Origin of the sequence: Aquitalea sp. ASV11, from assembly GCF_016429185.1 — a bacterium.
Taxonomy (GTDB): domain Bacteria; phylum Pseudomonadota; class Gammaproteobacteria; order Burkholderiales; family Chromobacteriaceae; genus Aquitalea; species Aquitalea pelogenes.
On sequence record NZ_JAELUD010000076.1, the window covers coordinates 1 to 17,991 of the forward strand.

The 17,991-nt window shown below is 59.6% G+C and carries 17 protein-coding genes; 9 read left to right on the plus strand and 8 right to left on the minus strand.

The genetic code is table 11. The features are described from left to right. The 3 genes from JHD62_RS18210 to JHD62_RS18220 form a co-directional block, all read right to left on the minus strand. Positions 1–1,570 (minus strand): DUF294 nucleotidyltransferase-like domain-containing protein (locus JHD62_RS18210; RefSeq protein ID WP_199104087.1); only part of this gene is annotated, 1,570 nt, incomplete at its 3' end. 138 nt (positions 1,571–1,708) lie between these two features. Beyond that, a complete protein-coding gene (locus tag JHD62_RS18215) occupies positions 1,709–2,485 on the minus strand; it encodes a class II glutamine amidotransferase (protein ID WP_199104088.1) in 777 nt (258 codons plus the stop codon). Between the two features lie 177 nt (positions 2,486–2,662). After that, entirely contained in the window at positions 2,663–4,120 is a 1,458-nt protein-coding gene (locus JHD62_RS18220) for a PLP-dependent aminotransferase family protein (RefSeq protein ID WP_199104089.1), read from the minus strand. Positions 4,121–4,360: 240 nt separating this feature from the next. On the opposite strand from JHD62_RS18220, the gene JHD62_RS18225 reads away from it, so the two are divergent. Together JHD62_RS18225 and gltX are read left to right on the plus strand one after the other, a co-directional pair. After that, positions 4,361–4,993, plus strand: a complete 633-nt coding sequence (locus JHD62_RS18225) for a LysE family translocator (RefSeq protein ID WP_199104090.1) — start codon at positions 4,361–4,363, stop codon at positions 4,991–4,993. 131 nt (positions 4,994–5,124) lie between these two features. Next, positions 5,125–6,510, plus strand: a complete 1,386-nt coding sequence (gene gltX, locus JHD62_RS18230) for a glutamate--tRNA ligase (protein ID WP_199104091.1) — start codon at positions 5,125–5,127, stop codon at positions 6,508–6,510. A 240-nt stretch (positions 6,511–6,750) separates the two neighbouring features. On the opposite strand, the gene kynU is transcribed toward gltX, so the two are convergent. Continuing rightward, positions 6,751–8,001, minus strand: a complete 1,251-nt coding sequence (gene kynU / locus JHD62_RS18235; RefSeq protein WP_199104092.1) for a kynureninase — start codon at positions 7,999–8,001, stop codon at positions 6,751–6,753. 136 nt (positions 8,002–8,137) lie between these two features. On the opposite strand from kynU, the gene JHD62_RS18240 reads away from it, so the two are divergent. From JHD62_RS18240 to arfB, 4 genes are all read left to right on the plus strand, one after another. Beyond that, positions 8,138–8,599 carry an Lrp/AsnC family transcriptional regulator gene (locus JHD62_RS18240; protein ID WP_045845250.1) on the plus strand — a complete coding sequence of 154 codons (462 nt, stop codon included), beginning with the start codon at positions 8,138–8,140 and terminating at the stop codon, positions 8,597–8,599. A gap of 186 nt (positions 8,600–8,785) precedes the next feature. Then, positions 8,786–10,030, plus strand: coding sequence for a nitronate monooxygenase (locus JHD62_RS18245; protein WP_199104093.1), 1,245 nt, complete (start codon positions 8,786–8,788; stop codon positions 10,028–10,030). 137 nt (positions 10,031–10,167) lie between these two features. Continuing rightward, positions 10,168–10,773, plus strand: coding sequence for a hydrolase (locus JHD62_RS18250; RefSeq protein WP_199104094.1), 606 nt, complete (start codon positions 10,168–10,170; stop codon positions 10,771–10,773). Further along, a complete protein-coding gene (arfB, locus tag JHD62_RS18255) occupies positions 10,754–11,155 on the plus strand; it encodes an alternative ribosome rescue aminoacyl-tRNA hydrolase ArfB (protein WP_370541086.1) in 402 nt (133 codons plus the stop codon). Before JHD62_RS18250 ends, arfB begins: the two co-directional genes overlap by 20 nt. Positions 11,156–11,170: 15 nt before the next feature. On the opposite strand, the gene JHD62_RS18260 is transcribed toward arfB, so the two are convergent. Continuing rightward, a complete protein-coding gene (locus JHD62_RS18260) occupies positions 11,171–12,370 on the minus strand; it encodes an EAL domain-containing protein (RefSeq protein WP_062789989.1) in 1,200 nt (399 codons plus the stop codon). A 370-nt stretch (positions 12,371–12,740) separates the two neighbouring features. Next, complete coding sequence (gene infA / locus JHD62_RS18265; protein WP_045845245.1) at positions 12,741–13,004, minus strand: translation initiation factor IF-1; 264 nt, start codon at positions 13,002–13,004, stop codon at positions 12,741–12,743. Between the two features lie 606 nt (positions 13,005–13,610). Here infA and JHD62_RS18270 point away from each other — a divergent pair. After that, on the plus strand, positions 13,611–15,131 hold the full coding sequence (locus JHD62_RS18270) for an amino acid permease (protein WP_199104096.1): 1,521 nt from the start codon (positions 13,611–13,613) through the stop codon (positions 15,129–15,131). A 204-nt stretch (positions 15,132–15,335) separates the two neighbouring features. After that, positions 15,336–16,040, plus strand: coding sequence for a MarC family protein (locus tag JHD62_RS18275; protein WP_199104097.1), 705 nt, complete (start codon positions 15,336–15,338; stop codon positions 16,038–16,040). On the opposite strand, the gene JHD62_RS18280 is transcribed toward JHD62_RS18275, so the two are convergent. Both JHD62_RS18280 and JHD62_RS18285 read right to left on the minus strand, forming a co-directional pair. Further along, positions 16,026–16,619, minus strand: coding sequence for an ACP phosphodiesterase (locus JHD62_RS18280; protein WP_199104098.1), 594 nt, complete (start codon positions 16,617–16,619; stop codon positions 16,026–16,028). The genes JHD62_RS18275 and JHD62_RS18280 overlap by 15 nt on opposite strands. Continuing rightward, on the minus strand, positions 16,616–17,206 hold the full coding sequence (locus tag JHD62_RS18285) for a HutD family protein (RefSeq protein WP_199104099.1): 591 nt from the start codon (positions 17,204–17,206) through the stop codon (positions 16,616–16,618). Before JHD62_RS18285 ends, JHD62_RS18280 begins: the two co-directional genes overlap by 4 nt. A 276-nt stretch (positions 17,207–17,482) precedes the next feature. On the opposite strand from JHD62_RS18285, the gene JHD62_RS18290 reads away from it, so the two are divergent. After that, on the plus strand, positions 17,483–17,991 hold a 509-nt coding region (locus JHD62_RS18290; RefSeq protein ID WP_199104100.1), incomplete at its 3' end, for an iron-containing alcohol dehydrogenase.

Sequence of the window (17,991 nt, forward strand, 5' to 3'; positions counted from 1 at the left end):
CGGCCAGTGCGTGCAGCCGGTCGAAGGTGTTGCACTGGCTGATTCCGTGTTCCAGCGAGAGTGAGCGCACGCCATGCACCAGCGGGAAAATGCCGCCTTTTTTCAGGTCCAGCATGGCCTTGCCGTTACGCTCCTTGGTGAGCAGGTGGGAGAACAGCCCCAAAGGGGTGTCGAACTGTTCGATGGCGCGGGCAAAGCGGGAGAAAAAGCTGGCATCGTCGCGTAGCTGTTGCAGCAAATAGGCATGGCTGCGTTCCAGCAGGCTGGCATCGCCGGCGACGGCTTCGGCATCCACGTAAATGGCCAGGTTCATCAGCGCGGCACCGTCCGGCTGGTACACCCATTGGTGAATCTGCTGTTGCAGCTGGCTTTCGGTCAGCCGCCAGGCGGCATTGTTGACCATGATCTGGCCCTGGCAGGGCGGGTAGCCAAAACGGGCCAGTGCGGCGGAAAAGGCTTCGCAGATGGCGGGCAGCTCCGGGTGGTTGAAGCCGTTGCGCAGGATCAGCGCATTGTCCTGATCGGTCTTGAGAATCTGCTCGCCACGGCCTTCCGAACCCATTACCAGCAGGCAGCTGTTGTCCTGCACTTCTGCCGGGGCCAATAGCTGCCAGGTGCGGGAGAACAGCCGGGCATTGAGCGTTTGCACCAGCCGTCCAAGTTGTGGTGCTTTCACACCGTGGCTGAACAGGATTTGCACCAGACGGGTGATCTGCCCGGCGATTTCTGCCAGCTCATCCAGCGTGTCGGCGCGCTCCAGCCGCTGCGCAATCAGGTGCGAGTGGTTGGAGAAGTAGGACAGGATGTCCACCTGCGACAAAATGCCAATCGCTTCGCCATTGTCGGTGACCACCAGGCGGCGGATATTGCGCCGGGTCATGATCAGCAAGGCGTTGAACAGGAAGTCACCCACATCCACGGTGAGCAGTTCGAAGCGGCAGAGGGTGGCAAGTGGTGTACTGCTGGGAACCTCGTTCAGCACGATGTCGCGAAAATCGGTGGTGGTGAAAATGCCCAGCTTGCCTTCATCGCGTACCAGTACCGATTTGACCTTCTTGTCCTTCATCACCCGCGCGGCTTCGCGCACGCTGGTGCTGCCGTCCACGAATACCGGGGTGCGGCTGCCGACGTCGCGCACCGTGGCGGTGAGCAGGGTTTGCAGTTCGCGGTTGCCGGCACGCTGCGCCATGCTGCCGAATTTTTCCGACACGCTGGCATAAAAGTACGCGCCAAAACGCGGGTTCTGTTCGGTCAATGCCAGTACCACGTCGCGTGGCAGGGTGTAGAGCAAGGCTTCTTCATGCACCACAAAGCGGTGCGGCGTCTGCCCGGCCACCATGGCACGGGCGTCGAAGGTGTCGCGTTCGCGGTAGAGGGTGATGACTTCGTCGCCTGCCATTTCGCGCACGCTGCCCTTGAGCACCACGTACAGGGCTTCCACCTTGTCGCTGGGGCCAAGCAGGCATTCCTCCTCGGCAAAAAACTGGATGTCGGCGTGTTTTTCCAGTGTTTGCTGTTCGCCGGGCGTCAGGGTGTCGAAGGGCGGATGGCTGAAGTCAAAACGGCTCATGATGTCTCTCCGGTGGCGCTATTGTTATCCATCTTGCAGAAGTGGCCTTTCAAACAGCATAACGCGGAAGTCATGGGCCGCAAACGAAAAAGCCGTTTCCACTGGAAACGGCCGAGCATTGCGATCAACCCCTTGTCTTCAGTTGCCGCTGGTCAGCAGGGGTGCGCCGTCACGAAACAGCAACAGCTGGCCGGGCTGTAGCTGGGTCCAGCTTTCATTGTCGGTCAGCGGCTGGGTGGCCACCACTGCCACGCGGTCGTACGGCGTGGTGACGGTGGAAAAATCCACGGTCACATCGTCGTCCACCAGATGGGCCTTGTTGAACGGCGCCTGGCGGATGATGTAGTGCAGATTGGTGGCGCAGTGGGCAAACAGTACTTCGCCATTGCTCAGCATGAAGTTGAACACGCCATGCTGGCGGATTTGGGCGGCCAGCCGGTCGATTTCGGCAAACAGCTCATCCAGCTGCGGCGCGCTGCACCACTTGCTGCGCAGCTGCTCCATAAGGTAGCAAAAGGCGCGTTCCGAATCGGTGGTGCCAACCGGGTTGAAGTGGCAGCCGGCTTCGGGCTGGAAGGTTTTCAGGTCGCCATTGTGGGCGAAAATCCAGTACTGGCCCCACATCTCGCGCATGAAGGGGTGGGTATTGGCCAGATTCACCTCGCCCTGGGTGGCCTTGCGGATGTGGGCGATGACGTTTTGCGACTTGATCGGGTAATTGCGCACCAGATGGGCGACGGCAGATTCCACCGAGGGCTTGTCGTCCAGAAAGATACGGCAACCCTTGCCTTCAAAGAAGGCAATGCCCCAGCCATCGGCATGGTGGTCGGTGAGGCCGCCACGGCGGTGGAAGCCTTCAAAGGAAAACAGGATGTCGGTGGGGGTGTTGCAATTCATGCCTAATAGCTGGCACATGGGGTCATCACTCGCTGCTATGGGGTGTTTCGGGGGTGTCGGCCGGGCTGCCAAGGCGTCCGGGGTGTTCCGAGCATAGTCGATTCATCCCGCAGCGACAATTGTCCGACACCGGGCCGGGCCGCTTGGCCATGCGGTGGGCAACAGGCTCTGATCAGGATCAGACATGCTGAGGGATCAGTCCCCCAGTGTCACCAGGCCGTTTTCTCCCAGGCTGGCCCCCATGCCTGAGGCCAGCTCACCCACCCGTATCAGCGCCCGTTCGTAAGCTTCATTCCACGGATAGCAGCAGGACAGCCGCAGGCAGTTGCGGTAGCGGCCACGTGCCGAATACATCACGCCGGGCACTACGGTAATACGTTCGGCCAGCGCGGCGTGGAACAGCTCCAGCGTGTCCACCCCGGAAGGCAGCTCCACCCACAACAGGCAGCCGCCGGAGGGCAGGGTGGCGCGGGTGCCTTGGGGAAAGCGGCTGGCGACGGTGCCGCGCAGTCGTTCCATCTGGCTCATGAAATGGCGGCGGATCAGCCGCAAGTGGTGGTCGTAACCGCCGCTTTCCAGATACTCGGCCAGGGTTTCTTCCAGCAGCCGTGGCTGACCCAGCGAGCTGGCGCACTTCAGCTGCAATACCTCGCGGGCAAAGCGCCCGGCGGCAATCCAGCCAATGCGGAAGCCGGGGGCCAATGTCTTGCTGTAGCTGGAACACAGCAGCACCCAGCCATCGCGGTCGAAGGCCTTTACCGCGTCCGGCGTCTGACTGCCGTAGTGCAGGTCGGCGTGTGGTGCATCCTCGATCAGCGGGATGTGGTAGTCGTTCACCAGCTGCGCCAGCCGGCGCTTGGCTTCCGGCGGCATGGTGCTGCCCAGCGGATTATGTACGGTGGGCATGGCCACGATGGCTTGCAGCCGTTTTTCCGACAGCAGCAATTCCAGCGCATCCAGCGACAGCCCGCTATTGGGGTGGGTGGGGATTTCGATTACCGACAGCCCCAGGCTTTTCAGCAGCGGCAGCAGGTAGAAATAGGTGGGCGATTCCAGCCCCACCGTATCACCCGGCTTGCACACGGCGCGCAAGGCCAGTTGCAGCGCTTCGGAACAACCATTGGTGATGACGATGTCGTCCGGTGCCAGCACGCAACCCCAGCTGACGGCGCGCTGGGCAATCTGGCGGCGCAAGCGGGCCGAGCCGGGCGGGAAGGGGTAGTCGGTGGTCAGCTCCGGTTGCTGGCGCAGCAAGCGCCCCATGATGTGCTTGAAGCGGGTGGTGGGGTAGAAGTCGCTGCCGCGCGGGCTGGCCAGCGACAGGTCGATGAAATCAGCCGAGGTTTGTACCCGCATCACCGCTTCGATATGGTCCACCACCTCGCCGGTGGGCGCTGCCTCGCTCTGGCGGCGCATGCGTGGCAGCGGCAGGCTGGCGGCAGCTTTGACATAAAAGCCGGATTGCGGCCGAGCCTCGATGAAGCCACGGTCTTCCAGCGTGCGATAGGCCAGCAGAATGGTGGACGGACTGACCTTGTGAATATCGCAGGCCTTGCGCACCGAAGGCAGCCGTTCGCCAGCCTGCATTACGCCGTTCTGGATCAATGTGATCCATTCATTGACCAGCTGTTGGTAGAGCGGCTCCTGATTCATGGTGCATTCCTTGGGCGGCGGACGGCTGTCCGGCACAGTTTTTGGCAAAGTGGACCATAACAGTTTGGGGATTGCATAACTGTTATGGTCTCAATTGTATTTTTCTGAATCTGTTATTGTCCAGTCACTTTGCGTACCATGACCGCATCAAAAACATGGTGCGGTGGCAGGGTTTGCCTGTCGGGCCACAAGCCGGAATGCGGCAAGCCTGTCCACCGCCAGCACTGCTCTGGAGTTGTCATGAATCTTGTCGCCCTGGTCACCTATCTGTTGGTGATGTCCATTACCCCCGGCCCCAACAACCTGGTGCTGGCCTCGTCCGGCGTCAATTATGGCTTTAGCCGCACGCTGCCGGCCTTGCTGGGCATGGCGCTGGGGCTGGCCGTGCAAATCGGCCTGATGACGGTGTTTCTGGGGCAGGTGGCAGGGCTGATCAGCAGCGTGCAGTTGTATCTGGCACTGGCCGGTTGCAGTTATCTGTTGTGGCTGTCCTGGGGCATGGCGCGGGCCGGCGCGGTAGACAAGGCGGATGGTGCGGCGGCCCCGATGGGCTTTACGGGCGGCTTGCTGTTCAACTGGCTTAACCCCAAGGTGTGGCTGATGGGTTTCAATATCGCGGTGGTGTTCTTGCCCAAGCATATGGACCCGCTGGCTGCCGGCCTGTTGTTTTCCCTCATCACCTTTGCGGTGGGCCTGCCCTGCATTGCACTGTGGGCGGGAAGTGGCGTGGCCATCCGTCGCTGGCTGGCCTCGCCACGGCGCTTGCGTGCCTTCAACTGCGGCATGGCGGCCATGCTGGCCGGTACGGCGTTCTGGCTGATGGCGCAGATGCTGCCCGCCCATGTGTTGCCGGTGGTCAGCGCGCTGATCTGATCTGTTCCCCAGCCCTCTGCTTATCTGCTAAGCGAGAGGGCTTGGCCAATAATCTGAGCCCGCATTTGCGGGCTGTTTTGTTGGCGGCGTACAATAGCGCCTTTCTTCATCCGGCTGGACCTCATTCCATCATGATCCGTACCCGCTTTGCCCCCAGCCCCACCGGCTATCTGCATATTGGTGGCGTGCGTACCGCACTCTTTTCCTGGGCTTATGCCCGCAAGAACAACGGCGTTTTCGTGCTGCGCATCGAGGACACCGACCTTGAACGCTCCACGCCGGAGTCGGTCAAGGCCATCATGGACGGCATGCACTGGGTAGGCCTGGATTATGACGAAGGTCCGTTCTACCAGACCCAGCGTTTCGACCGCTACAAGGAAGTGATCCAGCAGCTGCTGGAATCCGGCCATGCCTATCGCTGCTATTGCAGCAAGGAAGAGCTGGAAGCCATGCGCGCCGAGCAGGAAGCCAAGGGTGAAAAGCCGCGTTACGACCGCCGCTGGCGTCCGGAAGAGGGCAAGACCCTGCCGGCCATTCCGGCTGATATGGAGCCGGTAATCCGCTTCCGCACCCCGCTGGATGGCACTGTGGCATGGGACGACGCGGTAAAGGGCCGTATCGAATTCTCCAATACCGAGCTGGACGACCTGATCATCGCCCGCCCGGATGGCAGCCCCACCTACAACTTCTGCGTGGTGGTGGACGACTGGGATATGCAGATCACCCACGTGATCCGCGGTGACGACCACGTCAACAACACCCCGCGCCAGATCAACATCCTGAAGGCGCTGAATGCGCCGCTGCCGGTGTATGGCCATCTGCCGATGATCCTGAATGAGGACGGCCAGAAGATGTCCAAGCGCCGCGACGCGGTGAGTGTGGTGGACTACGCCGACAAGGGCATCCTGCCGGAAGCGCTGCTCAACTACCTGGCCCGTCTGGGCTGGGGCCATGGCGATGATGAATTCTTCGACATGAAGCAGTTTGTCGAATGGTTCAGCCTGGAAGCGGTCAGCGCCTCGGCCAGCCGTTTCAATCAGGAAAAATTCCTGTGGCTGAATGCCCAGCACATCAAGGCGGCCGATAACAGCCGCCTGGCAGCGCTGATTGCCCCGCGTCTGGCTGCCGCCGGTGTGGATACCAGCACCGGCCCGGCCATCGAGGACGTGATTGCGCTGGTGAAAGAGCGCATCCAGGACCTGAACGCGCTGGCTGTGGAAGTGGATTACTTCTACAAGAAGCGTGAAGCCGCTGCTGCCGACGTGGAAAAGCACCTGGCTGGCGACGCCGTGGCTCGCATGGGCCGTTTTGCCGACAAGCTGGCAGCGCTGGACAGCTGGACGGCAGAAAGCATCCACGAACTGTTCAAGCCGTTCTGCGCCGAAGAAGGCATCAAGATGGGCCAGCTGGGCATGCCGCTGCGCGTGCTGGTGTGTGGCACCACCCAGACTCCGTCGGTGGATGCGGTACTGGCGCTGATCGGCAAGGAAGAAGTGCTGCGCCGCCTGCGTGGCTGAGCGGTTTTTCAGATTATTGACAAGTCCCTCTCGCTTTCTGAAAAGAAAGCGAGGCTCACTTCTTCTCTTCTATTGGCAGGGAAAGGGTGGGGGATTGGGAATAAAAGGAAGGCTGCGGACTAAGTTACTTAGTCGAAAGGCCCGGCTTTGCCGGGGCCAGTGCAATCGAACCAACTCACTTTCTCAGCAGCCTAAAAGCCACCCTGTGGGGTGGCTTTTTTTGTGCGCACGGGCAGGGAGTCAGGTCACCGCATGGCGCTGCCGGAACTGCGGCTGATCCCAGCTGGCGCCATCCAGAATGTCGCGCAGGGTTTCCACGGCGTCCCACACGTCAACATGGCGCAGGTAGAGCGGGGTGATGCCAAAGCGTAGCACTTCCGGTTCGCGGTAGTCGCCAATCACCCCACGGGCGATCAGCGCCTGCATCACCGCATAGCCTTGCGGGTGACGATAGCTGACATGGCTGCCGCGCTGTGCGTGATTCCGCGGGGTGATCAGCGTCAGCGGATGCTGGCTGCAGCGCTGTTCCACCAGCTGGATGAACAGGTCGGTCAGCGCCAGCGACTTTTGCCGCAGTGCCGTCATGCTGGTTTGCAAGGTGGCATCCAGTCCGCACTCCACCAGCGACATCGACAGGATGGGCTGGGTGCCGCACAGAAAACGGCGTATGCCTTGGGCAGGCTGGTAGTCCACTGCCATGTCAAACGGACGAGAGTGCCCCCACCAGCCGGATAGCGGTTGCCAGAAGCGGTCCTGATGGCGTGCCGCCACCCAGATGAAGGCTGGGGAGCCCGGTCCGCCATTCAGGTATTTATAAGTACAACCCACGGCAAAGTCGGCCTCGCTGGCATTCAAGTCCACCGGTACCGCCCCGGCGGCGTGGGCCAGGTCCCAGATGGTAAGGGCGCCATGACGGTGTGCCAGAGCCGTCACTGCCGCCATGTCATGCATGGCGCCGGTACGGTAATTGACGTGCGACAGCAGCAGCACCGCCACGTCCTCGTCCAGTGCCTGTTCCAGCGACAGCCTGTCGTCGATCAGCCGCATTTCATAACCTTGCTGCAGCAGGTCCATCATGCCCTGGATCATGTACAGGTCGGTGGGGAAGTTGTCGCGCTCGGACACGATCACCTTGCGCTGCGGAGCGACTTGCTGCTGGATGCGGATGGCGGCAGCCAGTGCCTTGAACAGGTTGAGCGAGGTGGTGTCGGTGATTACCACTTCGTCGCTGCCAGCGCCGATCAGCCCCGCCAGCTTGTTGCCCAGCCGACGCGGTAGCTCGAACCAGCCGGCCGTGTTCCAGCTGCGGATCAGTCCTTCGCCCCATTCTTCGCGCAGCACTTGCAGGCTGCGCTCTTCCGCAGAGCGAGGCAGTACGCCCAGCGAGTTGCCATCCAGATAGATGACATGCTCCGGCAGGCTGAATTGCTGGCGCAGGCTGGCCAGTTCGTCGCTGGCATCGGCGGCCAGGCAGTGTTCACGCGTCAGCATGGTGTTCTCTCCTTGGTGGGGGTAAACATCATGTTAGCACTGGTGTTATTGTGAATAATTGCAAGTTCTGCTTGCTGGTTGCTGATATTTTGCAGATTATTCGAATTAGTTGATTGGTAATGAAAGAAACGTGCAAATGCAACTGGACGCAATTGATCTGCGCATTCTGCGCGCCTTGCAGGATGATGGCCGGCTGAGCAATCAGGACCTGGCCGACCAGGTGGCGCTGTCGCCATCGGCCTGCCTGCGTCGCGTCAGGGCGCTGGAAGAGGAGGGCCTGATCCGCGCCTACCGTGCCGAGCTGGATGCGGTGGCGCTGGGCTTCGAGCTGGAAGCCATTGTGCAGGTGACGCTGGACCGCAGCCGGGACGATTGGCATGGCGAGTTCCTGCAGCAGATGCAGGCCTTTGAGGAAGTAACGGCTGCCTATGTGGTGACCGGGCCGTGCAATTACATCCTGCAGCTGCGTTGCCGTAATCTGGCGGCGTTTTCGGACTTTATCGTGGAGCGGCTGAACAAGGTGCCGGGCATGCGCGATATCTGCTCGCACATCGTGATGAAAACCCTGAAGGACAGCCGCCATCAGCTTCCGCTCTGATCCGGGTCAGCCATGCACTTGGCGTAACAAAGCCGGTTTATCCTGCATGTGGATGCTTGCGTGCCGGTCCTGCATTGCCGCTGTCCTGCACCACTTACCTTGGGTGTGAGCAAAAACTCTAGAAAAGTGGATTTTGTGGCGGAGGATGGGGGATAATGCCGCCCAGCCAAACTGAGGTGCATCAAAATGAAGTGTGTTGACGATTTCCGCCTGCGTCTGGGCAAGCATGAACTGGTTCCCATCATGGTGGGCGGCATGGGTGTGGACATTTCCACCGTCGCCCTGTCGCTGGAGGCTGCCCGTCTGGGTGGCATCGGCCATATCTCCGATGCCATGGTGCCCACGGTGACGGACCGTCGCTTCAACACCAAGTTCGTCAAGGACAAGCTCAAGCAGTACAAATTCAACGTCGAGAACGCCGACAAGTCGGTGGTGAAGTTCGACCTGGACATCCTGGCCGAAGCCACCAAGCTGCATGTGGGCTCCGCCATGGACGCCAAAAAGGGCGACGGGCTGATTTTCATCAACTGCATGGAAAAGCTCACCATGAATGCGCCCAAGGAAACCTTGCGCGTACGCATGCAAACTGCCATGGATGCCGGCATCGACGGCATCACCCTGGCCGCGGGCCTGCATCTGGGTTCGTTTGCGCTGATCGAGGACCACCCGCGTTTCCGTGATGTAAAGCTGGGCATCATTGTTTCGTCCCTGCGCGCCTTGCAGCTGTTCCTGAAAAAGTCGTCCCGTACCGGCCGTCTGCCGGACTACGTGGTGGTGGAAGGCCCGCTGGCTGGCGGCCATCTGGGTTTCGGCATGGACTGGGCGCAGTACGATCTGGCCACCATCGTGGCTGAAATCCACGCCTGGATGCAGGCCGAACAACTGGATATCCCGCTGATTCCGGCCGGTGGTATCTTTACCGGCAGCGATGCAGTCGGCTTCCTGGAAAACGGTGCCGGTGCCGTGCAAGTGGCCACCCGCTTTACTGTTACCCGCGAATGCGGCCTGCCGGAAAAAGTGCAGCAGGAATACTTCAAGGCCACCGAGGACGACATCGAGGTAAACCAGTTGTCGCCGACCGGTTACCCGATGCGCATGATCAAGTCCTGCCCGGCCATCGGCGATGGCATTCGCCCCAATTGCGAGGCTTATGGCTATCTGCTGGATGCCAATGGCAGCTGTTCCTATATCCAGGCTTACAACCGCGAAGTGGCAGCCCATCCGGGCGAGCGTCGCATCAAGGTGATGGACAAGACCTGTCTGTGCACCCATATGCGTAATTTCGATTGCTGGACCTGCGGTCAGTACACCTACCGCCTGAAGGATACGACCCGTCGCAATGAAGACGGCAGTTACCAGATCCTCAGCGCCGAACACGTGTTCAAGGACTACCAGTTCAGCAAGGATGGCAAGGTCGCCCTGCCGGACTGATAAGCTACACAAACCCGGTCTGGCTGGACTGGTAGTGGAGAATGGCGAATCGCTGCGGCGCTTCGCCATTTTTCTTGTTGAAGCGGCACTGGCAGTAGTATCGTCAGAGCCTGTCTTGTCACTGTTTGAGGATTGCCATGCCGGAACGTCTGGACCCCGCCACCACCGCCCTGATCCTGATTGATTTGCAGCAGGGCATCCTGGGTTTTGCCAAACAGCCTTATGACACGGAACATGTACTGGAACATTCTGCTGCACTGGCCAGGGCATTTCGTGCTGCCGGTGCGCCGGTGGTACTGGTGCGGGTAGGGTGGTCGGCGGATGGTGGTGACGCATTGCAGCTGCCGACCGATCTGGTCCCGCCGGTCACGCCGGTGCCGGATAACTGGTTGCAACAACCGGCCGAGCTGGAGGTGGCTGCCAGTGATATCCAGGTCATCAAGCGGCAATGGAATGCCTTTTACGGCACCGAGCTGGATTTGCAGCTGCGCCGTCGCGGTGTTCGCACCATTGTACTGGCGGGCATCTCCACCCATGTCGGCGTGGATTCCACTGCCCGTTCTGCCTGGGAGCGCAATTATGCGGTGGTGCTGGCAGAAGATGCCATGAGCTGCCAGGTGCTGGAATGTCACCAGTTCTCGGTCAAGCATATCTTCCCGCGCCTTGGTCGGGTGCGCAGTACGGCCCAGGTGTTGCAGGCCCTGGAAGCAGGGAAGGATGGCAGTGAGTCGTTATCCGCTTGATCCGAAGCAGATTGAACTGACGGCCATCCGGGCGCAGGGTGCTGGTGGCCAGAACGTCAACAAGGTGTCTTCTGCCATTCACCTGCGTTTTGACGTGACGGCCTCCAGCCTGCCCGATCACATCAAGCAGCGTCTGCTGGCAATGTCTGATGCCCGCGTGAGCAAGGATGGGGTCATCATCATCAAGGCGCAGCAGCACCGCACGCAGGAGTTGAACCGGGACGATGCGCTGTCGCGCCTGCAGGCCATGGTGGATGCCGTCTCGCACCAGCCCAAGGCCAGGCTGGCCACCCGGCCCACCTATGGTTCACGTCAACGCAGGCTGGAAGGGAAATCCCGGCGCAGCGGTATCAAGGCCCTGCGTGGCCGGGTGAATGACTGAAGTAGCCGCGGAGGATCAGGCGCGACGGCTGGATTGGCAGCTGGGGTAGATGTGTCTGGCCAGTTCTTCCGCCGGAACCGGTTTGCACAGCAAAAAGCCTTGCAGTTCGATATCCGGATGGTGCGCGCACAGGTAGTCCAGGTCCAGCGGGCTGTCTATGCCTTCTGCCACCATGCGCAAGCCCAGTTCACGGGCGATATTGGCCATGCCGGCAATGATGCTCTGGCTGCGTGCATCCTGATGGATGTCCTTGATCAGGATGCGGTCGAACTTCAGCTCGGTCAGCGGCAGGTTCTTGATGTGTTCCAGCGTGGTGTGGCCGGTGCCGAAGTCATCCAGTGACAACTCGAAACCGCGCATGCGCAGGCGCAGCAGGGTTGCCAGCGTGTGGCCGAAATTGGTGAAGGCCATGGTTTCGGTGATTTCCAGCACGATGCGGTCAAATGCGAGCCCGCGTGATTCCACTTGTTCCACCAGCCAGTCCAGAAACTCCCGGTCATCCAGCAAGCGGCGCGACAGATTGATCGACAGCCGCAAATCCTGTGTCTCCGGGCCGCGCATCAGCAGGTCCAGGCTGGTTTGCACGATACGGTGGGTCAGCAGTGAAATGAAGCCCTCGTGTTCCAGCATGCCGATGAACTGGTTGGGTCCCAGAATGCCCATGGTGGGGTGGCGCCAGCGCGCCAGGGCTTCGATCTGCACGGCCTTGCCCTGGCGCAGGTCATAGATGGGCTGATAAAACGCACAGAACTGGTTGTGTGCCAGCCCGGTGATGATGTCGATCAGCGGCAGGCTGCTCTTGTTGTCGATGATGTCCTGCGGCAAGTCCAGCAGGCGGGTGATTTCGGTCAGGAACAGATTGTCATCAATCGGTTTGGCCAGATGGCCAATGCCGGTAAAGCCCAGTTCCTGGGCGGCGCGCACGCTATTGGCCAGCAAGTCGGGCGAGTGCCCGCTGATCAGCAGCAAGGAAGGAATATGCGGCTGACGCGATAACTGCTCGACCAGCTCAATGCCATCCATGCCTGGCATGTTCAGGTCGGTGATTACCAGGTCCAGCTTGGGTATCTTGCGGCTGAGCTGGAATGCCCAGGTGCCATCGGCAGCTTCATGGATGACGGCATTGGGAATTTGCAGGCACAGCGCTTTGAGTAGCTTGCGCTGACTGCTACTGTCTTCTGCGAGCAGGATCTGTCTTGGCGGTTTGCTGGTCATGGCAGGCGCGCACATCAATGGGTATTTCTCAATCTAAGCAGGTGTCATGCGATCTTTCCAGTGAAATAAACATGAAAGTTCGGCTCCTGTAAGCATATCTTGATTTTTATTGCGCAGTTTTCAACTGAAAACCAGGCAAAGATGGCATTGGTAGCAATGCAATTGTGTTTATGCGGAGGGGGATAATGCGGGATGGGTAGCGGATGAAATGACGTACGCCCGGCATGTCGCCACCAGGGTGGGGCGAATGATTCCGGGCGATGCGTGATGCGATGCTGTTGCCTTGGCGGGCCTTGTGTCCGCTAAGCAGCGGCAAAAGACTACGCGACCTGCTCAGGTGGGCTGAAGGTCGCGAGACGTGATGGCTTGCTTAGCGACGCTTGAAGTGCTGCGGTGCCTGGCCGCCGACCGGTGCGGTCGGGTGGCGGAAGTTGATGCGACCCTTGGTCAGGTCGTACGGCGACATTTCCACGGTCACACGGTCACCCACCAGAACGCGGATGCGGTGCATTTTCATCTTGCCCGAGCCATAGGCCAGGATTTCAACATTGTTGTCCAGACGAACGCGAAAGCGCGATTCCGGCAGCATTTCAATTACGACGCCTTGCAGTTCGATCATGTCTTCTTTGGACATTAACGATTCCTTTCAGTGTAACGGGGTGGGCCAATAGCCCATGCGGCAGTCCCTCACGGAGCGCCGCATGATCTGTGATAACAGATTGCTTCTATCGATAACCAAGCAGGTAAGACTGGCAGCACACACGCTAATGTGCCGTTACCAAGGCAAGGCAGACGGATTGAAACCCCGGTTTGGGGAACGGTCCGGAAGGAGGCAGCGCGCATTATACGGCTAAATGGCTGATTTGTCAGCATAAATGAACAGTGAAGCTGTATTTGCTGCGGTATGTGCGGTGTTGGCGGCAAAAACACTTATGCATCCGCAGCTTAGCCGCTGTTGCTTGCATGCCGCACTGACCGCGGGAAGGGCTTTGGGCCGGGCCGGGCTGCATGGTTCCGGCCGCTCTGGTGCGAGCGGGATGTGACAAGCAGACAAAGGCAGATTATTGATTTATGTCACAAAAGGAAAATTCTATATTCATATTCTTACAATTCAATACAAAAATGCACTGGATTATTCTTTCTCGAGCTGACATCCTGTAGGGTTTCGATTATCACGTTTTGCTGATATTTGATCCGGGCAAAACGTCACCAGTTGTAAACTCTGCAGTAGGACAGACTTATGGAAAACAATAGAGAAGGCGAAGGACTCCGGCGCAGCCTGCAGGCGCGTCACTTGTCCATGATCGCCATTGGCGGCTCCATCGGTACCGGGCTGTTTCTGGCATCCGGTGCCACGGTAGCCTCGGCCGGGCCGGGCGGGGCCTTGCTGTCATATGCCCTGATCGGGCTGATGGTGTATTTCCTGATGACCAGCCTGGGGGAAATGGCGGCATTCATGCCGGTGTCCGGCTCTTTCCAGGTATATGGTTCGCGCTTTGTCGATGCATCCTTCGGTTTCGCCCAGGGCTGGAACTATTGGTATAACTGGGCAGTTACCATTGCGGTGGAACTGGCTGCGGCGGCCATCGTGATGCATTACTGGTTCCCGCACGTGCCGGGCGTGGTGTGGAGTGCGCTGTTCCTCGCCATCATTTTTGCCCTCAACTATTTCTCGGTGAAGGGCTTTGGCGAGGCGGAATTCTGGTGTTCCATGCTCAAGGTGGTCACCATCATTGCCTTCATCATCGTCGGTTTCATGATGATTTTCGGCATCATGACCAATCCGGACAACAGCCGTTATTCGCCTGGCCTGAATGTGTTCATGCATGGTGACGGCCCCTTTGTCGGCGGCATGGCGGCTTTTGTCAGCGTGTCGATGATTGTGGGCTTTTCCTTCCAGGGTACCGAGCTGATCGGCGTGGCTGCGGGGGAGTCCAGCAACCCGGCCAAAACCATTCCGCGCGCCGTGAAGCAGATTTTCTGGCGCATCCTGATGTTCTACATGCTGTCCATCCTGATCATCGGTTTCATCCTGCCGTACAACGACCCGATGCTGCTGAAGAACGATGTACAGGACGTGGGCGCCAGCCCGTTCACCCTGGTGTTCAGCCGTGCCGGCCTTGCCTTGTCGGCCAGCCTGATGAATGCCGTTATCCTGTCGGCCATCCTGTCGGCCGGTAATTCCGGCATGTATGCCTCCACCCGCATGCTGTACGTGATGGCACACAACAAGATGGCTCCGGCCTGGTTCGGCAAGCTGTCGGACAGTGGAGTGCCACGCAATGCGCTGTATGCCACCACGCTGGTGGCAGCCTTGTGCTTTCTTTCTTCGCTGTTTGAAAGCAATGCGGTTTACCTGTGGCTGCTCAATTCTTCCGGCATGACCGGCTTCATTGCCTGGCTGGGCATTGCGGTCTGCCATTACCGTTTCCGCCGCGCCTATGTGCAACAAGGCTACAGCCTGGCTGACCTGCCTTATCGTGCGCGCTGGTTTCCGCTGGGCCCCCTGTTTGCCTTTGCACTGTGCATGCTGATCATGCTGGGACAGAACTATGCCGCCTTTACCAGTGCCAAGGTTGACTGGAACGGTGTGGTAGCCACCTATATCGGCATTCCGCTGTTCCTCATCCTGTGGCTGGGCTACAAATGGAAGCATGGCAGCAAGCTGATTGCGCTGGACAAGATTGCCCTGGCAGAAGCCCACGCCCAGCTGGAGCGTGCCGAGCCGAAGGCGCGACTGGCCGGACAGATGGCAGACTGATAAGCGTTTGCCGCCAGACGAGGCCCGGTTCTGCCGGGCCTTTTGCATGTTGGCGGCCTGCCTCGGCATATTTTTTGTCTGACGGCGCTGTGCAGTGACAAGGGGCAAGTTACAATCGCCGCGCATGGCACTGCACGAGAAGATGCAAGACACGCGATACACCACCCCCACCAAGCAGGCCAAACCTGCCCGGAGAACAACAACATGGCCCTGATGTCTCTTTTTTTCAGCAAGTACCTGTTTGTACTGGCTGCCTTGCTCCCCATCATCAATCCACCGGGACTGGTGCCCATTTTCATTTCGATGACCGCACGCAACAGCAAGCAGCAGCGGGCTTTTCTGGCGCGCCGCATTGCCTTGTACTGCTTTTTGCTGCTGCTGGGCAGCATGTATGTGGGCAGCTTTGTGCTGGAGTTTTTCGGTGTTTCGCTGCCGGTGGTGCAGTTGTCCGGTGGTTTGCTGATTTCGCTGGCCGCCTGGCGCATGCTCAATGACAATCCGGCAGAGGGTAATCAGCCTTCTACCGAAACAACTCGTCAGGAAAACCGGGATGAACTCAAGCAGCGGGCCTTTTATCCGCTGACTTTCCCGCTGACAGTGGGGCCGGGTTCCATTTCGGTGTCCATCACCCTGGGTGCGTCGATGTCAGTTGCCGGCAAGCCGATGGTCAAGTACATGCTGGTGCCGATGGCCAGCCTGGCCGCCGTATTGTCCCTCGCCGTACTGGTGTACATGTGTTATCGCCACGCCGACAAGCTGCTGGGCTATCTGGGGCAGACCGGCTCGGTGGTCTTCCTGCGTCTGTCGGCCTTCATCCTGATGTGTCTGGGGGTGCAAATCATGTGGGAAGGGGTGGAGCAGCTGTTTGTCGAGCTGATCCAGAACAACGCCGACCTACTGCACCGCTAGGCTTAGGCGTTGCGCCACCGCTTGCTGCAGTTGCGGATAGAAGGCAAGAAAATCCGCTTCCAGTGAGCTGTACTGCTGCAGCAGGTCGTCAATGCCATTGGCAACCGGGTTGTCACGCTGGATGCGGTGGCGGGAAAAGCCGCGCAGCACGGCGGCGATTCCTTCGGTTTCCGCATACGACCCCAGCCAGTCCTGTGCCTGCATGCGCGGCAGGATTTCCAGCAGGCGGGGCGGCAGCCATTGGCGATGTGCCTGCAGTTCTGCATAGCTGCGCGCGGTGAAATCGGCCAGTGGCATGCTGGAAAAGGACGTCCAGTGCCGTGCCAGGAAGTGGTCGTAAAAAATGTCCACCAGAATGCCGGCATAGCGGCGCCGTATCGGCGCAATGCGGTTCTTGCTTTGCCTCACCAGCGGGTGGCTGTCGGTATGGCTGTCGATCTGCCGGTGCAGCAGCATGCCCTGTTGCAAGGGGAGGGGCAGGTGCCCGGCCCGGGATGGCTTGAGAAAGTCACCCAAGAGATTCCCCACCCGCGTCGCCGGGTTGTCCGGTGCCAGATGCAGGTGGGCCAGGTAGTTCATGCGGCACCCTGACGATTGAGCCTTACCACGATAACGTCCGCTCCTTCTGCGCTGAACAGGGTGAGGCCCACGGCCAGCGCCTGCCACACCGCATCATGTGCCCGCAGCTGGCAGTGCCGGCCATCTTCACGGTATACGTCCAGCGTGCTGCCGGCAGCCAGCATCACCAGCAATACTTCATCATCGCTGTGCACATGCAGTTTGCCTTGTACGGTCAAACGTTCTGCTTGTTGACGGTAACGGCCGCGACGGGTCATCACGTTGAAGTCGGTAACAGGCCCATCCTGCAACTGGCTGGTGATGGCTTCTTCACCGGCAAAGGCCAGTGGCTGGCTGTCGATTTGCAGCAGGCTGCTGCTGCCATCGCCGCGTTGCAGGAGCAGGCCCTTGCCATCCAGCAGCAATAGCTGGCGATCCACCCCGGGAAAATATGAAAAAGGGCCATCGCTGGCCACGCTGGCCATGCTGATGCGGTAGTCAAAATCTTCCAGCGTGGCAGCGGGGGGCGCAATCAGGATCTGACGCGTGGTACCACCACCGTTTTTCCACGGCGTGGTGGGGTAATCGCAGGCTGACAGGATGTGCATGGCAGTCTCTGGCGGGTAAAAGCGCGATTATCCCCCCATGTTCCGGCATGTGCATCTGCCATCGTGCAGGCATGCTGGCAAGCTCTTGTTATGGCTGGTTTTTGTAGTGTGTCGACTACAAGCAAATCCACTTGATCTGCCGCAATATGCCATTCCACTGTAGTGCCAAGATGGAGTCAAACCTTACAGGCGCAGCAGGCAGGACCGGACGGTTCTCCTGATCGCAGCTTGCCAAAAGCAATGCTGCCTGTGCCACCCCACCTTAAGGAGATCATCATGGCTACCACTGCTTTCTTCATTCCTTCCGTCAACCTGATGGGTGCCGGCTGCCTGCAACAGGCCGTCGACAGCATGCAGGCCCAGGGCTTCAAACGTGCGCTGATCGTGACCGATGCCGGCCTGGTCAAGACCGGTCTGGCAGACAAGGTAGCAGCCTTGCTGACTGCGGCGGATATCCAGTCTGTCGTTTTCGACGGCGTACATCCCAACCCGACCAGTGCCAACGTCAATGCGGGCCTCGCGCTGCTGCAGGAAAAACAATGTGATGTGGTGATTTCGCTGGGTGGCGGTTCGCCGCACGACTGTGCCAAGGGCATTGCGCTGGTAGCGGTCAATGGCGGCAAGATCCAGGACTACGAAGGCGTGGACAAGTCGGCCAAGCCGCAGCTGCCGCTGGTGGCCATCAATACCACCGCCGGTACTGCCAGTGAAATGACGCGTTTTTGCATCATCACCGACGAGGCACGCCACATCAAGATGGCCATTGTCGACAAGCACACCACGCC

What these genes read in the sequence shown, in the direction of transcription:
- JHD62_RS18215 (WP_199104088.1), bottom strand. Translation starts at nt 2,485, where the DNA reads ATGTGCCAGCTATTAGGCATGAATTGCAACACCCCCACCGACATCCTG.
- JHD62_RS18220 (WP_199104089.1), bottom strand. Translation starts at nt 4,120, where the DNA reads ATGAATCAGGAGCCGCTCTACCAACAGCTGGTCAATGAATGGATCACA.
- JHD62_RS18225 (WP_199104090.1), top strand. Translation starts at nt 4,361, where the DNA reads ATGAATCTTGTCGCCCTGGTCACCTATCTGTTGGTGATGTCCATTACC.
- gltX (WP_199104091.1), top strand. Translation starts at nt 5,125, where the DNA reads ATGATCCGTACCCGCTTTGCCCCCAGCCCCACCGGCTATCTGCATATT.
- kynU (WP_199104092.1), bottom strand. Translation starts at nt 8,001, where the DNA reads ATGCTGACGCGTGAACACTGCCTGGCCGCCGATGCCAGCGACGAACTG.
- JHD62_RS18240 (WP_045845250.1), top strand. Translation starts at nt 8,138, where the DNA reads ATGCAACTGGACGCAATTGATCTGCGCATTCTGCGCGCCTTGCAGGAT.
- JHD62_RS18245 (WP_199104093.1), top strand. Translation starts at nt 8,786, where the DNA reads ATGAAGTGTGTTGACGATTTCCGCCTGCGTCTGGGCAAGCATGAACTG.
- JHD62_RS18250 (WP_199104094.1), top strand. Translation starts at nt 10,168, where the DNA reads ATGCCGGAACGTCTGGACCCCGCCACCACCGCCCTGATCCTGATTGAT.
- JHD62_RS18260 (WP_062789989.1), bottom strand. Translation starts at nt 12,370, where the DNA reads ATGACCAGCAAACCGCCAAGACAGATCCTGCTCGCAGAAGACAGTAGC.
- infA (WP_045845245.1), bottom strand. Translation starts at nt 13,004, where the DNA reads ATGTCCAAAGAAGACATGATCGAACTGCAAGGCGTCGTAATTGAAATG.
- JHD62_RS18270 (WP_199104096.1), top strand. Translation starts at nt 13,611, where the DNA reads ATGGAAAACAATAGAGAAGGCGAAGGACTCCGGCGCAGCCTGCAGGCG.
- JHD62_RS18275 (WP_199104097.1), top strand. Translation starts at nt 15,336, where the DNA reads ATGGCCCTGATGTCTCTTTTTTTCAGCAAGTACCTGTTTGTACTGGCT.
- JHD62_RS18280 (WP_199104098.1), bottom strand. Translation starts at nt 16,619, where the DNA reads ATGAACTACCTGGCCCACCTGCATCTGGCACCGGACAACCCGGCGACG.
- JHD62_RS18285 (WP_199104099.1), bottom strand. Translation starts at nt 17,206, where the DNA reads ATGCACATCCTGTCAGCCTGCGATTACCCCACCACGCCGTGGAAAAAC.